Raw genomic sequence first — 15,183 nt, 5'->3', positions numbered from 1 at the left:
CCAACGGGGGGCGTCAGGCCGTGCGCCGAGCCGGGCGCCACACCGTCCACAGGGCACTCACCAACGCCGAGGCGATCAACGCGCCGGCAAATGGCTCCAGGGTGGGGACGTTGGCCGGAAAGGTCGCTGCGCGCACGCCGTCCCACAGACTGCCGCTGCTCCAGGCCCCCGGCAGCACCGCGCCCAGCAGGCCGGCGGCGCCCCCGGCCAGCGCAGCCTGTGGGGGCACGCGCGGCCACAACCCCAGCAGCAGCGGCACCACGGCGGTCGCACACAACAGGTCGGCAATCAAAAACAGCCGCAGCACCGACAAACCTTCCCACGCCACCGCCACCACCGGCACCATCAGCAGCACGGTGGCCCAGCGCGCCCCCGCCAGCGTGGCGTCGTGGCGCTGGGTGACCAACAAGGCCGCGATACCGTTTTGCAAGGTATCCACCGACGAGGCCACCAGCGCCACCGCCAGCAGCAGCACCGGCCATGCGAGCCACGCCGGCGCCTGTTGCACGAGGGCAAAAAAGGGCACGGGCGGCGTGCCCAACGGCAGGCCACGCTGCGCCGCCAGCATACCCAAGGCACCCACGACGGCGATGGCCAGCCCGGTCGTGATGGCGCCCAGCCACGCGCCACGCCGCAGTGCGTGCGGGCTTTGCGCCGCCCACACGCGCTGCCAGTAGCCCTGGTGGAACAGATTGGCGGCGGTGACGGCGATGATCAGTGTCGCCGCCACCGACAGCCCTACCGGGAGGGGCGCGGCGGCCGGCGCGGAGGGCGTCGCCGCAGCCGGCACCGGCTGTTGCCATACCACCACGCTGACCAGGGCCAACAAGGCCAGCAGCAACGCGCCTTGCCAGCGATCGGTGGCCAAGCTGGCGCGCAGCCCACCCCAGGTGGTGTAGGCCAGCGTGACGGCGGCCACCGCCGCCACCGCCCAGCGGCCGTCGCCGCCACCCAGTAAGCCGACGATGGCCCCCACCGCCGTCAGCTCGGCGGTGACGAAACACAGCATGTACAGCAGCGACAGCAGCAGCGTCCAGGTGCGAAAGACGGGGCCGAAGCGCAGGCCGGCATAGTCGGTGAGGCTGCGCCCCTCGGGTAGCAAACGCCGCACCGTCGCGGCGCTGGCAGCCAGCACCACGAAGGGCAACGCGGCGCCGATCGCGTAGCTGGCCAGCGCTCACGGCCCGACGAAAGCACCGATTTCGGGCGGAACGAAAAGAATCCATGCCCCCAGCCCGGAGGCCAAAAACGACAGTCCGAGCGTGTACGCGCTCTGGGTGTTGCGCGCCGTCAAATAGGCATCCAGCGTGGCTTCAGCGCTGCGCACCCGCAGCCCGACCCACAGAAAAACCAACAAAGCCGCGCCTACGGCGGCCATCGCGCCCACTGGTGTCATGTCGCACTTCCTCCGCCGGTACGAACCGGATCAGGTTCCAGGGTCTGGCCGCACGCCGGCAGCGCGCCTGCCACTCTCAGCCGACGGCACCGCGCACATGCCCGGTACCCAGGCTCCCCTGGCGACTCACAGCCGCGCCATTTTAGGCCGTGTTGCGCAGTACCAGCTTGCCCCGCACTTGGCGCTGGGCCAGGCGCGCGTAGGCCTCGGGCAGGGCGGTCATCGGCAGCACGTCGTCGATCACGGGTTTGATACGGCCTTGCATGTACCACTGCACCAGTGTCTGCAGCATGGCGGCGTTAGCCTGGGGTTCGCGGCGCGCGAACTCGCCCCAGAAAACGCCCACGATCGAAGCGCCTTTGAGCAAGGGCAGATTCAGCGGCAGGCTGGGAATGGGGCCAGCGGCGAAGCCAATGACCAGATAGCGACCGCGCCAAGCGATGGAGCGAAATGCCGGCTCGGCGAGATCACCGCCCACCGGGTCGACGATCACATCGGGGCCGTGGCCGTCGGTCAGGCGCTTGAGTTCGTCCCGGAAACTGCCCGCTGCGGTGTGCTCCGCGTAGTTGAGGGTGGCATCGGCCCCTTGCGCTTGCGCCAGGGCGCATTTGTCGGCACTGGAGGCGGCGCCGATGACCCGTGCGCCCGCCTGTTTGGCGATTTGAACCGCGGCGCTGCCCACGCCGCCGGCGGCTCCCAGCACCAGCACCGTCTCACCCGGGCGCAGCCCGGCGCGGTCGATGAGCGCGTGGTACGAGGTGGCGTACGTCATGACGAAGGCAGCGGCGTCGATCCAATCGAAGCCCGCTGGCAGCGGCACGCAGCGCTGCGCGGGGGCGATGGCGTGGGTGGCAAAGCCGCCGGTGCCCAGCAAGCAGGCCACTGGCTGCCCCACTCGCAGCGTCGTGACGCCTTCGCCAACGGCGTCGACTACCCCGGCGAACTCCGAGCCCGGCACGAACGGTGGCGTGGGCTTGAACTGATAGCGGTTTTGTACGATCAGCCAATCGGGGTAGTTCAGGCTGGCGGCGGCAATCGCCACCCGCACCTCGCCCGGTCCCGGCTCGGGGGTTGGGCGTTCACACCAAACGACGGCTTCGGGGCCGGTGGGCTGTTCGCAGATCCAGGCGTGCATCGCTAGGGTCTCCTCGCGTTGTGGCAATGGTGGGGTTGATGAGGGGCGGTGCGTCGCATTGGTTGCAGCGGCGCGTCCCGTGGGATGCCGCGATGATGCCGGCAGTGGCGCTCGCTGCGCGTCACACAGGTTACTGAGGGGCGCGCCTACAATCGGACCATGCGTATCCTGCTCAGCAACGACGATGGTTACCAAGCCCCGGGGTTGGTGGCGCTGGCGCGCGCGCTGTCCACCTTTGCCGAGGTGGAGGTGGTGGCGCCGGAGCACAACAACAGCGCCAAGTCGAACGCGCTGACGCTCAATGCGCCGTTGTACGTGCATCGAGCCAGCCCCGGCGTGCGCTATGTCAACGGCACGCCGGCCGATTGCGTGCACATCGCGCTGACGGGCTTGCTCGACTACCGCCCCGATCTCGTCGTGTCGGGGATCAACAACGGTGCCAACATGGGCGACGACACCATCTATTCGGGCACCGTGGGTGCCGCGATGGAGGGTTATTTGTTCGGCATTCCGGGCATTGCGTTTTCATTGACGGAGAAGGGCTGGACGCACTTGGACAGCGCGGTGGCGCTGGCCGTGGAGCTGGTACGCAGCTTGCAGCCGGCCATCGAGGCGCACCAGCGCGCCAGCGCCGACGCCCCGCACGATGCGGCGCACCCCGGGCCGTGGTTACTCAACGTCAACATTCCCAATCTGCCGCGCGCGCAGGTGCGCGGTTTCAAGGTGGCGCGGTTGGGCCGGCGCCATGCCGCCGAGCCGGTGATCACCCAAGTCAACCCCCGTGGCGAGACGATGTATTGGATCGGCGCGGCCGGCCCCGCCAAGGACGATGCCGAAGGAACCGACTTTCACGCCACGCGCCAGGGCTATGCGTCCATCACGCCGCTGCAAATCGATTTGACCGACTACGCACGCCTGGGCTATTGGGCGCAGACCGCCGCGGCCTTGACCGCTGCCCTGGGCGCGGCGCCGGCGGCGGCGACAGGGGCCGCTACCGCGGGGGCGCCGCAGCCGTGGTGAAGGGCCGCGTCCCTAATGCCCCGGGGCCGGCGAACCCGTCTCGGGGCGGCGGGCGTTTTCCGGTGTCCCTGGAGCGGGTGGCGCCGACGGCCGCCGGGGGGCGGGTGCCGGATCCACGCCGCCTGTCCACGCCGCTGGCCGAGGCGACCGCAGTGGCTGGCGTCGGGCTCGACTCCGCCGCCGTTCGGCAAGCCATGGTGCGGCGGCTGCACGCCACGGGCGTGACCCATCCGGCCGTGCTGCAGGCGTTTGGCCGCATCGAACGCCACCGCTTCGTCGACAGCGCGCTGGCAGCACAAGCCTATGAGGACACCGCCTTGCCGATCGGCTGGGGCCAGACGATCTCCAAACCAACCGTGGTGGCACGCATGCTGGCGCTGCTCATCGAGGGCCGAGACGTGCCCGTGGGGCGGGTGCTGGAAATCGGCACGGGTTGCGGCTACCAAGCGGCGCTGCTGTCGTGCCTGTGTCGCGAGGTCTACAGCATCGAGCGCGTGCGTGGCTTGCACGACAAGGCGCGCCAACATCTGCGGCCGCTGCGCATTCCCAACCTGCATTTGATTTTGGGCGATGGTACCGTGGGCTTTGCGCGCGGGGCGCCGTATGCGGGCATCATTGCGGCGGCCGGCGGCGACGACATTCCCCCTGCCTGGCTGGAGCAGCTGGCCGTGGGGGGGCGATTGGTGGCGCCGGCGCAGCTGCGTCCGGGGCGGCAGTCGCTGGTGGTGGTGGAGCGCACCGCGGCCGGCTGGCAGCGCCGTGTGCTCGAGGACGTGTGGTTCGTCCCCCTAAAATCGGGCCTCGAATGATGGAGGACAGCGTGCCGATGACGACAGGCCGATGCGACGACTGCGTGGCCGCCCGTGTCTGGGCGGCGGGGGTATGGACCGTGGGGGTGGCGCTGCTGCTGAGTGGCTGCGCGGCGCCCAAGAAGCCGGCCCGTCAGGCCCCGGTGCAGGAGCGCTCACCCGTGGCGGCCCCGGCCCCGGCCCCGACCGGCGCACCCACGGCGCCCGCTGCGGCTTTGCCCGGCAGCGAAAACGCCGGCAAACCGGGCTACTACACGGTGCGGCCCGGCGATACGCTGTATCGCATCGGCTTGGAGCACGGCCAGAGTTGGCGCGACATCGCCGCCTGGAACGGCTTGGCCAACCCCAATCTGATCGAGGTTGGGCAGGTGCTGCGGGTGGCACCGCCGAGTCCGGCAACGTCGCCGGCACCGGCGGCGACGGCCGAGGCGGGGGTCGTGACCCAGCCCGTGAATCAGGCCAGCGTGAAGGCGCGCCCGCTGGAGGGCACGACGGCGAGCGCCTCGGCGTCGGCGGCAGACAGCGGTGCGACGCGCGCCGCGCCGAAGACGCCCGCCCCGCCGGCGGCCGACGTGGTGGCGCTGATATGGCCAGCGCAAGGGCCGCTGTTATATGGCTTCGATGAGACGCGCAACAAGGGCATCGGCATCGGTGGACGCGCCGGTGATCCGGTGCTCGCGGCCGCCGATGGGCGCGTGGTGTATGCCGGCTCGGACCTGCGCGGCTATGGCAACCTGATCATCCTGAAGCACAACAATACCTACCTGACCGCCTACGCCCACAACCAGACTCTGCTGGTGCGCGAGGATCAAAACGTGCGCCAGGGGCAGAAAATCGCCGAAATGGGCAGCAGCGACGCCGATCGTGTCAAACTGCATTTCGAAGTCCGGCGCCAGGGCAAACCGGTCGATCCGTTGACCTTGCTGCCACGTCGCTGATGGACCACGCGCTGCATGAAGCGGGCGCGGCTGGCGCCCAGGACGCTCTTCTTTCCTCTGCTGTGGGTGAGTGCCCGGCGGGGGTGCCCTCCGATGCCCTGTACGTGCAGGCGCTCGACATGGAGGCGCACGGCGTGGCGCGCCGGGCCGATGGCAAGGTGCTGTTCATCGACGGTGCGCTGCCGGGCGAGTGGGTGCGCGTGCAGGTGACGCGCCGCAAGGCGCAGTGGGAAGCCGCAGACGTGGTCGAGGTCGTGCGCGCGTCGCCGTTGCGCGTCACGCCCCGCTGCCCCCATTTCGGTCTGCAGCCCGGCGCCTGCGGCGGCTGCAAAATGCAGCATCTGCAGGCCGACGCGCAAGTTGCTGTGAAGCAGCGTGCGCTGGAAGACAATCTGTGGCGGCTGGGCAAGGTGCGGCCCGAACGCGTGCTGCGCCCGATCGTCGGCCCCGCGTGGGGCTACCGGTGGCGCGCCCGCTTGGCGGTGCGCTACGTGTCCAAGAAGGGCGGGGTGCTGATCGGCTTTCACGAGCGCAAGAGCCGCTACATCGCCGATATGGACAGCTGCGCGGTATTGCCGCCGGCCGTCAGCGCCTTGCTGCCGCCGCTGCGTGTGCTCATCGCTTCGTTGCAGGCGCGCGACAGTTGCCCGCAGATCGAGCTGGCCTGCGGGGAAGGGGTGACGGCGTTGGTGCTGCGCCACCTACAGCCACTGGGCGAAGCGGACCGCCAGCGCCTGCGGGCATTTGCGCAAGCGCACGCCAGTTTGGGGCTGCAGTGGTGGTTGCAGCCCAAGGGCCCCGACAGCGTGCAGCGCCTCGACCCCGACGATGGTACGCCCCCGTTGGCTTACCGCTTGCCCGAATTCGGGGTCGTCCTGCCATTTCGCCCGACCGACTTCACCCAAGTCAACCCACACATCAACCGGGTGCTGGTGGCGCGTGCGCTGCAGTGGCTGCGCGCCCAGCGCGACGAGCGTGTCATCGATTGGTTTTGCGGCTTGGGCAACTTCACCTTGCCCATCGCGACCCAAGCGGGGGAGGTGTTGGGGGTCGAAGGCAGCGACGCGCTGGTGCAGCGCGCGCGCGCCAACTGGGCCGACAACCGGGCCCGTGGCGTGGCCTTGGCGCCCACCACGTTTGTCGCCCGCAATCTGTTCGAGATGACGCCCGAGCAATTGGTGCGTGATGGAGTGGCCGACCGCTGGTTGATCGATCCGCCGCGCGAAGGCGCGTTTGCGCTGGTCAAGGCGCTGGCTGACGTGCATCAGGCCTGTCGTGGCGGCGCACCGATGCCGCACACGCCCACGGGGCAGCCCTGGCGGCCGCCGCGGCGTATCGTCTACGTCAGTTGCAATCCGGCCACGCTGGCGCGCGACGCTGGGTTGCTCGTCCATCAAGCGGGCTATCGCTGTGTGGCCGCCGGCGTGGTGAACATGTTTCCCCACACCGCGCACGTCGAAAGTCTGGCCGTGTTCGATGCCGCGTCAGCGCTTGAGTCCCGCATCGCCGGGTGAAGGCGGCATCCGCGTGCCACGGTGACGGCCAGTTCCTGCCACGGCGTCGCCGCCGCGCGTGCGTCGCGCCGACGTCGTCCGGGTCGGTGTCCGGCGGACCATCGTCCGCGACGGATCCGACCGGCAATGCCACCGCCAGCGGGTGCGATGCCGTGTGAGTTTGGGTGGATGAGGCGCCGAAGGCGCTCAGCGGCGATTGTCGGGCGCCGTCACCGGCCCCAGTGGCGGCACGATGCTGCCGGTCGGCGCCGCATTGGGCGAGGCCGCCGTTGGTGCGCGAGCCGGCGCCGCAGCTGGGTTGGCGGCAGCGGCATTTGGCGCACCTGGTGCAGCGGCGCGGTTGGCGGGGCTCGTCGCGCCCGCCCCGGGCGCGCCGTTGGCAGGATTCGTCACGCCGCCCCCGGTTGCTGGCGCGGCGGAGGGATTGTTGGGTATCGCAGGCGCGGACGCCGTCGGGGAGGACTCGATGACCTCTTCCTCGGCGGCAGTCGGCGTCGGTTGGCTGCGCGGCAGTGGGGCGATGTCGTTTTCGCGCATGTACTCGTCCATCTCGCGCCAGCCGGCAAAGATGGCGGCCTTCGATGCCTTGGGATTGGCGGCGTAGCAATCCTCCAGGCTACGCTGGGTGTGGCGGCAGCCGGCCCCGATGGCTTTGCCCTCGGCTTCGCGCCGCTGCGCCTGTTTGGCGGGCGTGTCGATGCCGAGCTGGTCGCAGCCGCCCAGCGCCAGCGTGCTCAGCAAGAGCGCAGCCACCCAGGTCGATGGGGAACCTGCCCCACCGCGGGGCGGCAGAACGACATTTCGCGAGATGGCCATGCGCGCATTGTCGGCCATGCCGGCGTTGTTGCGCCAGCCCCGTGAAGCGCCGAGAAGCGCGGGCGAGGCCCTGCAAATTCGGCGCTGCGACCCCCGCCCGCGCCCGGGGGCGGGCGTCATTCGCGCTCGCCGCCGAACAGGCCCAGCAAAGCCAACAAGCTCTGGAAGACGTTGAACAGGCTCAAATACAGGCCGAGCGTGGCACTGATGTAGTTGGTCTCACCACCGTCGATGATGCGCTTCAAGTCGACCAGCAAGAAGGCGCTGAAGATACCAATGGCCAGCACCGACAGTGCGGCCATGGCGGCCGTGCTGCCGACGAAGACGTTGATGATGCCACCCACGAGCAGGACGATGGCGCCAAAAAACAGCCAGCGCGCCAGCCCTTGGAGGTCACGTTTGATCACGGTGGCGAGGTTGGCCATGACGAAAAAGACCGCCGCGGTGCCACCAAAGGCCGTCATCACCAGCTGGGCCCCGTTGGCAAAGCCCAGTACGGCCGCCAGCAGCCGCGACAACATCAACCCCATGAAAAACGTGAAGGCCAACAGTACCGCCACCCCGGTGGCCGAGTGTTTGGTGCGTTCGATCGCGAACATGAAGCCGAAGGCGCCCGCCAAGAAGACGATCAGCCCGAGGCCGCCGGACAGGGCCGCGGTGACGCCGGTACTGACGCCGATCCAGGCGCCCAACACGGTGGGCACCAGGCTCAGCGCCAGCAGTCCGTAGGTATTACGCAGGACCCGTTGCCGCTCAGCGGCCAGGGTGGACGAGGTCGCGGTGGAAGAAGCGGTCATCAGGTTCATCGAAGGTGCCTCACGTGAGCATAACGGGAACGGATGGACATCGCGCCACCGGACAGCGCCTGCCACCCACATGCCGTCACCGGCCGCCGGGCTGGCGGGCGCCATCCGCCCCGAGCCGCGCCGCACCAGTTGTGGTGGCGCGCCAAGGCATGCGCATGCCCTTGGACTGGCGCAGCGTGCCAAGGTTCCCCGCCGCGTGCGGCGTCGCGCTTGAGCAGGTCAGGTGCTGACCGCTCCCAGACAGGTTGTTCGCCGCGTGGGGTGGCGCCCGTACCTCGGCTGCGATGCCGGACTCCGAAAGCGGCTCGTCGCTGCGCCCACAGGGTTGCCCGCCAGCCATGCGCCTTTCGCAGCTGGCCGCCGGATTGGCGCCGCATCCATGGGGCTGCCCCTCGCGGCTACTGCGTATGCCCAGCGGGTTCGGTGACGAAGCCCACGTTGCGCACCCCGGCCTCGTGGGCGGCGGCCAGCGCCTGCGCCACCCGCTCGTAACGCGCCTCTTTGTCGCCGTGCAAATGCAGTGGCGCCTGCGGTTCCTGACGGGCCAAGTGCTGCAGTCGCTGGGTCAGCGTGGCGTCATCGATGGGTTCGTCGTTCCAGCGGTAGCTGCCGTCGGCGCCGACGCTCAGGCGCACCGCTTGAGGCGGCGGGGTCAGCGGCTCGGCGCTGGCTTGCGGCAGCCGGACGCTGACCGCGTGGTGCATGACGGGGATGGTGATCATGAAGACGATCAGCAGCACCAGCATCACGTCGATGAGCGGCACCATGTTGATTTCGCTCATCAGCGCATCGTCGTCGCTGTCATGGAAAGCGGGGCCAGCCATCGGGTTGGTTCTCCTCGTGGGTCATTGGCTGCGCAGAGGGCGCACCGTACCGGCTGAGCCGACACCGGGGGCCGGGGCGCGCGCGGCCAAGCGAGTCCCGGTGACGAAGTAGGCGTGCAGCTCGTGCGCGAAGCGGTTGATGTGGTGCACCAGCATCTTGTGGCCACGCGTCAGCGCGTTGTACCCCAGCACCGCCGGAATGGCCACTGCCAACCCCAGCGCCGTCATGATCAGGGCCTCGCCGATCGGCCCGGCCACCTGCTCCAGCCTCGCCGAGCCGCTGGCACCGATGCCCACCAACGCATGGTAAATGCTCCACACCGTACCAAACAAACCGATGAAAGGGGCGGTGGAACCGATCGAGGCCAGGATCCAGAGGCCAGCTTGTAGCCGCGCCACACAGTCGTCGATGGCGTGGCGCAAGGCACGCTGCACCCACTCGCTGGCGTCGAGCGAGTCGTGCAGCTGGGGCGAGCGCGGGGTACCATCGGCGCCGCTGAGGTGGGCGGCGGCGTCACGCCCGTGGGCGGCCAGCAGGCGGAAGGGATTGTCGGCTTCGCGACCCAGGCGCTCCAGGCCCTCGGCAAAGTCACTGGCATGCCAGAAGGCCTCTACTCGCTGGGCCTGCGCGCGGTGACGGCGCAAATCCCAGGCTTTCATCACGATGATGACCCAGGTCAGCACCGACATCAATAGCAAGGCGATGGCGATGGCGCGGATGAGCGCGTCGCCCTGCGCCCACAGGTGGGCCAGGCCGAAGGTCGGGGGAACGTTGTCCATGCTGAGGGCTCCAGAAAAGAAATGTACAAAAGTAGGAATGGTGAAATGGCAAGCGAAAACGGCCTTCGGTAGGGCGTGTTGGGGCCGCCCGTGGGCCGCAACGGCACCGGCGGCGACTACTCCAGCTTGAAGTGGATGGGAACCAGAAACCACATGGCTTCGGGCTTCCCATTGCGCGTGCCCGGAACATAACGCCAACGCAGCACCGCCGCCAAGGCCGCTTGGTCCAGTCGCTCATAGCCGCTGGAGGTGCGGATTTCGGCTGCCGACGCCGTGCCATCGGCTTCGATGCGCACCCGCAGCACGACCCGGCCTTCCTCACCCAGACGGCGCGACAGGGCGGGGTACGGTGGCGGCGGATTGTTCAAATAGGCCGCCGAGGCCGAGGGCAGTTCGATGCGTGCAGGCGGGGGCGTCGGGCTGACCGCGGGTGCGGTGGCCGCTGCGCCAGCAGGGGAAAACGCTTCCGCCTCGGATGTGGGCCGACCAGTTGGATGGGGCGCCGCTGGGAGCGCAGAGGGGGGGAATGGCTCGCCGCTCGCCGATGCCAGCGGCACGGCAAGGGCGCTTTGGGGCTCAGTCGGGTTGATCGAGCGCGCAGTGGGGGTGACCATCGGCGGCGTCGGCGTGGGTTCCAGAGGGCGCACCTGCTCGCGCGCAGCAGGCGCGGCTGCGCGCTGGGGTGGTGAAGGCGGAGGCGGCTGCAGCGGGCGCGCCGGCGGCGCCGGTGGTCGGCTGAGCATGGCCGTGCGGTCGGCAGGCGCTGGCGCCGGCACCGATACAGGGACGAGGGCGGCGGCGACCAAGCGGGGTGCTTTCGTGTTGACGGTGCCGTGGTCGAGCCGGTAGAGGGCAGCGATGCCCAGCCCGTGCAGGGCGAGCACGGCCGCGGTGACGACGAGGCGGCGTTGCCGCGCCGTCAGCGGCGTGGGCGGCGGCGTACTGATTGCCGGGGGAGAAGGCGGCAGCGGGACTGAGGTCATGGCATGCGCAAGGCCCAGTAGGCGGCGCCGATGGCCGCCAGCAGACTGGCCACGATGGTCAGAAGGAGGACGCTGGCGTTCATGGGTTCGGTGCGGGCATGGGTTGAAGTTCGGTGTGCAGGGGCGGCAGGTCGTCGAGCGAAGCGGCGCCGAGCAAAGCCAAGGTAGCGGCGAGCTCATCGCGCCAGCGACGCCACAACTGTGCCACGGCGGCAGCGCCCCCGCTGGCCAGGGCGACCAGCAGCGGGCGGCCGATCAGGACGGCGTGCGCGCCCAGGGCACGCGCCTGCACCACATCGGTAGGGTAGCGCAGGCCGCTGTCGACCAGGATGGGAACGCGACCGCGCACGGCGGCCGACACGGCGGGCAAGGCGGTCGCCGTGGGGGGGACGCCGTCGAGCACCCGCCCGCCGTGGTTGGAAACGATGAGCGCGTCGCACAGCGACTGCGCACACGCGCGCTCGGCGTCGGCGGGGTGCAAGATGCCTTTGAGGATCAGCGGCAGCGGGCAGCGCTGGCGCAACCAGGCCACATCGTCCCAGTGCAGCGCCTGCGCCAACAGTTCCTCCAGTGTGCCACGCGGTGGCGGCGCCGGCAAATTGGGCTGGGGCCATGCAGGCGGCAGGGTGAATCCGGCTTCGCGCGCCCGTGTCGGCACTTGCTGAACGGGCGCGTCGACCGTCAGCACGATGGCTTCGAAGCCGGCGCGCGCAGCGCGTTGGGCCAGCCGCAGCCAATCTTCCCGCTCGCCGTAAGGGTAGAGTTGAAACCACAGCGGGCCACGCTCGGTTTCGGAACGACAAGCGGCGGCCACGTCCTCCAAGGCGACGGTGGCGTGGGTGGACAGCACGAAGCCAGCCCCCTGCGCGGCGCTGGCCAGGGCTAGGCCGAGTTCGGCTTGCGGGTGGGCCAGGCGCAGGTGCGCCATCGGCGCCGCCAACCAAGGCGTGGGGCAGCGACGGCCCAATAGGGTCACGGAGGTGTCGATGCGCGCCGGGGTCGCCAGCACGCGCGGCCACAGCCAGTCTTTGCACCAAGCGTGCTCGTTGGCCGCCAGGGTCTGCTCGCGTCCCGCACCGCCAAAGAAGTAAGCGTGTGCCGCTGCGTCCATCAGGTGCTCGCCCATTGTCGCAACAGGTTGTGGTAGATGCCGGTCAGGGCCGTCGACTCCGCCGTCTCGCCCCAGCGTTGCCGCAGTTTCAGCAGATTCATGTCCAGCTCGAATAGCAAGCGCCGCCGCTCGTCGCTGCGCACCATGCTCTCGATCCACAAGAAGCTGGCCAGGCGGGTGCCGCGCGTGACGGGAGTGACCGCGTGTACGCTGGTGCTCGGATACAACACCGCATCCCCGGCCGGCAACTTGATGCGCTGCACACCGAAAGTGTCCTCGATCGTCAGCTCGCCGCCGTCGTATTCGTCGGGCTCACTGAGGAAGACGGTACACGACACATCGGTGCGCACCCACTGTCCATCGGCGTGCGAATGCAGCACGGCGCCGTCGATGTGGGCTCCGTAGGCGGGGGCATCCGGATGGTAGCGATTGAACAACGGGTTGTAGATTTTGCGCGGCAGTGTGGCCGAAAAAAAGAGCGGTTCGCGCTGGAGGGCGCGCAGGACGAGCGCGCGCAGTTCGGCAGCTGGCGCGCTGTCCTGCGCCAATTGCTCATTGCGTTTGACCTCCCTGGCTTGCGCGCCGGCGCTGTGGCGCCCATCGATCCACGGGGCATCGTCGGCCATCAACAGCGCGCGCGCATGACGCACCTCGTCTGGGGTGAGGATTCGTTTTAGATGCAATAGCATGGCGCAGCGGTCGGTGTATCGGATCAAAACACCGTCTTGACGCTGAGATAGACCCGGCGCGGGGTGCCCGGGGCATAGAAGCCGCGGTACAAGGCGTCGGCGTAGCGCTTGTCGGTGAGGTTGGCGATGTGGAGCTTGACGGTGGTTTTTTCATCCACGGTGACCTCCAGCATGCCGTCCCAGACAGTAAACGCCGGCGCCACCACGGTGCGGTTGCCCTCCGGGCTTTGCTGGCCGCGGTGGGTCAGACCGAGGCCGACGCGCCACTGCGGGGCAAACCGGTAGGTGGTCCAGGCGCTGAGGCTGTGCTTGGGTGTCAGGCCAGGGCGGTCGCCTTCGCGCTGGGCGGCGCCGGCGGGGTTGCAGGTGGTGGTGTTGCAGCGATCGATCCGCGCCTGGGGAATCCAAGTGTGGTTGTAGAACACCTCCCAGCGCGGTGTGATTCGGCCGGCCAGATTGAGCTCGACGCCGCTGGCGTGACGCTTGCCCGACAGCAGCAGCTGCGTGGCGGCGCTGTCCGGGTCGGTGTTGCGTTCGTTGGTTTTCTCGCTGCGAAAGACCGCCACGCCAAGCAGGGCACGCTGCTCGAACAGCTCCCATTTGGCGCCCAGTTCCAGGTTGCGGCTTTTCTCCGGTGGGGTATTGGCCAGGCGCGCGTTGTTGGTGCCGGGGTCGAAATTGCCCAGCGCAAACTGGTAGGTGTCACCCGACGTGTTGTAGGACTCGCCATAGGACACGTAGTACGAAGACAGCGCGTCGGGCTGCCACAGCGCGCCGATGCGGGGGCTCCACAAACGGTGCGTCATCGTGCCGCGGTTGCCGTTGAGGTCGTGATACGTGGCTTCGAAGCGATCCAGCCGCAGTCCCCCCACCAGTTTCACCGTGTCGCTCAGGCTGACGACATCCTGGGCATACAGGCCGATGCTCTGGCTGTCAAAGTGACTGTACTGCCAGCTGCGTGTATCCGGGCGGTAAGCCCCATCGTTGGGGGTGCCCACGCGGGTCAGACGAATGTGGGCATTGTCGGGCAGCACCGGCAAGGCGCCTCCGCCGTTGTTTTGGTTGCGTTGCGCGTCTTCATGGGTGAAATCGACGCCGGCAGTGAGCAGGTGGTCCAGACCGCCGGCGCGCACGCGAGTGCTGTAGTCGCTTTGCAGCTGCGTGATGTCGCTGCGGCCGCGGCGGCCCTTGAAATTGTTGCGGGTGAGGATGGTGTCGGCAGTGGGCGGTTGCTGCAGGCTGACGGTTTGCCCGGGACAGAGGGTGGCGTTGTTCTGGCAAAAGCCCACCACCGTGGTCCAGAGATCACGTTCGTAGCGCCCGTGGCGCAGTGTCGTTTTGAGCTCCTCGGTGGCGCTGAAGCGGTGGGTGTGCGACAGCGTCAGTACGCTTTGCTCGCTGCGGTTGTAGTCGCTGGCCAGCCCGTAGAAGTTTTTGGCCGGCAACACCGGCACCAGGGTACGTTGCGCGTCGCCGCTTTGCCCGGTCAACAGCCAGGGGTGGTTGTAGATCGGTCGGGCGTCGGTTTTGAGGTGGTACAGATCGACCTGAAACTCGTCGCGCTCACCGATGCCGGTGCGCCAGCTGGCCGCCACGCCCTGGCGGTCGTCCTGCGCGCCCGCATGGTCGGCGCGCTGCACCATGGCGTTGAGTCGTACGGCGCTGCGCTCACCCACGGGCCGGTTGATGTCGGCCTGCAGGCGCCGGTGCTGGCCGCTGCCCAGGGTTAGCTCGGCTTCGTAGTGTTCGCGCAAAAACGGTTGTTTGGTGACTTGGTTGACCACGCCGCCGGTGGAGCCTTTGCCAAACAGCATCGAGGCCGAACCCTTGAGCACTTCGACGCGTTCGGTGGCAAAGGTGTCGCGGCTGATCAGCGGCGCTTCGCGCAGGCCGTCGCGATAAATATCACCCGCCTGTCCGAGCGAGAAGCCGCGCAGGCGCACGTCCTCTTCGCCCGTTTCGCCAGCTTGAAAGGTGACGCCGGCGGTGGTGCGCAACACCTCGCGGAAGTCGTCGAGATTGCGCTCGTCCAGCAGCCGCTCGGTCATGACAGTCAGATTCTGCGGAATGTCGCGCAGCGCCTGCTGGCCTTTACCCAGACGGGTGGTCTCGGCTTTGAGGGTGCTCTTGGCGCGAATCTCGGCCGGCTCGCGTTGATCGGTGACGGTGACGGACCCCAGGGTGGCCTCCGCGTCGCTGCCGGCAGAAACACTTTGGGCGGTGGCGTGCAGGCTGGCGGCCAACAGCAGCGCCCCCAGCGGGATGGCCGGCACGGTCGGCGCGCCGCTCGGGCGGCAAGGGGTGTGGTCTTCCAGCGGGGGTGAGAGACGTGGCGGGCGCGGGTGCGGGGTCGGGTCTGGGG

The 15,183-nt window shown here is 68.9% G+C and carries 15 protein-coding genes; 4 read left to right on the top strand and 11 right to left on the bottom strand.

What is annotated here, in order from left to right; translation table 11 throughout:
• Positions 1-13: 13 nt before the first annotated feature.
• The 3 genes from Tchar_RS06780 to Tchar_RS06775 all read right to left on the bottom strand — a co-directional run bounded on the left by Tchar_RS06780 (position 14) and on the right by Tchar_RS06775 (position 2,531).
• Positions 14-1,135: an SLC5/6 family protein gene (locus Tchar_RS06780; RefSeq protein WP_201739321.1), complete on the bottom strand. Its 1,122-nt coding sequence runs from the start codon at positions 1,133-1,135 to the stop codon at positions 14-16.
• A gap of 42 nt (positions 1,136-1,177) precedes the next feature.
• On the bottom strand, positions 1,178-1,396 hold the full coding sequence (locus Tchar_RS13830) for a hypothetical protein (RefSeq protein ID WP_201739320.1): 219 nt from the start codon (positions 1,394-1,396) through the stop codon (positions 1,178-1,180).
• Positions 1,397-1,538: 142 nt separating this feature from the next.
• Positions 1,539-2,531, bottom strand: coding sequence for an NADPH:quinone oxidoreductase family protein (locus Tchar_RS06775; RefSeq protein ID WP_144328303.1), 993 nt, complete (start codon positions 2,529-2,531; stop codon positions 1,539-1,541).
• A 159-nt stretch (positions 2,532-2,690) separates the two neighbouring features.
• Here Tchar_RS06775 and surE point away from each other — a divergent pair, with 159 nt between their 5' ends.
• The 4 genes from surE (at position 2,691) to rlmD (ending at position 6,812) form a co-directional block, all read left to right on the top strand.
• A complete protein-coding gene (gene surE / locus Tchar_RS06770) occupies positions 2,691-3,551 on the top strand; it encodes a 5'/3'-nucleotidase SurE (RefSeq protein ID WP_144328302.1) in 861 nt (286 codons plus the stop codon).
• Positions 3,552-3,613: 62 nt separating this feature from the next.
• Complete coding sequence (locus tag Tchar_RS06765) at positions 3,614-4,360, top strand: protein-L-isoaspartate(D-aspartate) O-methyltransferase (RefSeq protein ID WP_408033541.1); 747 nt, start codon at positions 3,614-3,616, stop codon at positions 4,358-4,360.
• Positions 4,361-4,377: 17 nt separating this feature from the next.
• Positions 4,378-5,298, top strand: a complete 921-nt coding sequence (locus Tchar_RS06760; RefSeq protein WP_144328301.1) for a peptidoglycan DD-metalloendopeptidase family protein — start codon at positions 4,378-4,380, stop codon at positions 5,296-5,298.
• Positions 5,298-6,812 carry a 23S rRNA (uracil(1939)-C(5))-methyltransferase RlmD gene (rlmD, locus tag Tchar_RS06755; RefSeq protein ID WP_144328300.1) on the top strand — a complete coding sequence of 505 codons (1,515 nt, stop codon included), beginning with the start codon at positions 5,298-5,300 and terminating at the stop codon, positions 6,810-6,812. The genes Tchar_RS06760 and rlmD overlap by 1 nt, the downstream gene beginning before the upstream one ends.
• A 186-nt stretch (positions 6,813-6,998) precedes the next feature.
• Here the strand turns inward: rlmD and Tchar_RS13825 are convergent, their stop codons facing one another.
• The 8 genes from Tchar_RS13825 to Tchar_RS06715 all read right to left on the bottom strand — a co-directional run.
• Entirely contained in the window at positions 6,999-7,628 is a 630-nt protein-coding gene (locus tag Tchar_RS13825; protein ID WP_201739319.1) for a hypothetical protein, read from the bottom strand.
• A gap of 116 nt (positions 7,629-7,744) precedes the next feature.
• Complete coding sequence (locus Tchar_RS06745; RefSeq protein ID WP_144328299.1) at positions 7,745-8,434, bottom strand: Bax inhibitor-1 family protein; 690 nt, start codon at positions 8,432-8,434, stop codon at positions 7,745-7,747.
• Positions 8,435-8,832: 398 nt separating this feature from the next.
• Positions 8,833-9,258: an ExbD/TolR family protein gene (locus Tchar_RS06740; RefSeq protein ID WP_144328298.1), complete on the bottom strand. Its 426-nt coding sequence runs from the start codon at positions 9,256-9,258 to the stop codon at positions 8,833-8,835.
• A gap of 21 nt (positions 9,259-9,279) precedes the next feature.
• Complete coding sequence (locus Tchar_RS06735; RefSeq protein ID WP_144328297.1) at positions 9,280-10,038, bottom strand: MotA/TolQ/ExbB proton channel family protein; 759 nt, start codon at positions 10,036-10,038, stop codon at positions 9,280-9,282.
• Between the two features lie 116 nt (positions 10,039-10,154).
• Positions 10,155-11,021 (bottom strand): energy transducer TonB, encoded by an 867-nt coding sequence (locus Tchar_RS06730; protein ID WP_144328296.1) that lies wholly within the window; start codon positions 11,019-11,021, stop codon positions 10,155-10,157.
• Positions 11,022-11,100: 79 nt separating this feature from the next.
• A complete protein-coding gene (locus Tchar_RS06725; protein WP_144328295.1) occupies positions 11,101-12,147 on the bottom strand; it encodes an alpha-hydroxy acid oxidase in 1,047 nt (348 codons plus the stop codon).
• Positions 12,132-12,821, bottom strand: a complete 690-nt coding sequence (locus Tchar_RS06720) for a Fe2+-dependent dioxygenase (RefSeq protein WP_144328294.1) — start codon at positions 12,819-12,821, stop codon at positions 12,132-12,134. The genes Tchar_RS06725 and Tchar_RS06720 overlap by 16 nt, the downstream gene beginning before the upstream one ends.
• Positions 12,822-12,844: 23 nt before the next feature.
• A partial coding sequence (locus Tchar_RS06715; protein ID WP_328592035.1) for a TonB-dependent receptor occupies positions 12,845-15,183 on the bottom strand: 2,339 nt, incomplete at its 5' end.

It is taken from the genome of Tepidimonas charontis (assembly GCF_007556685.1).
GTDB lineage: Bacteria > Pseudomonadota > Gammaproteobacteria > Burkholderiales > Burkholderiaceae_C > Tepidimonas > Tepidimonas charontis.
Note: the sequence above shows the minus strand (reverse complement) of the source record. Positions and strands in the feature narration are given on the sequence as shown.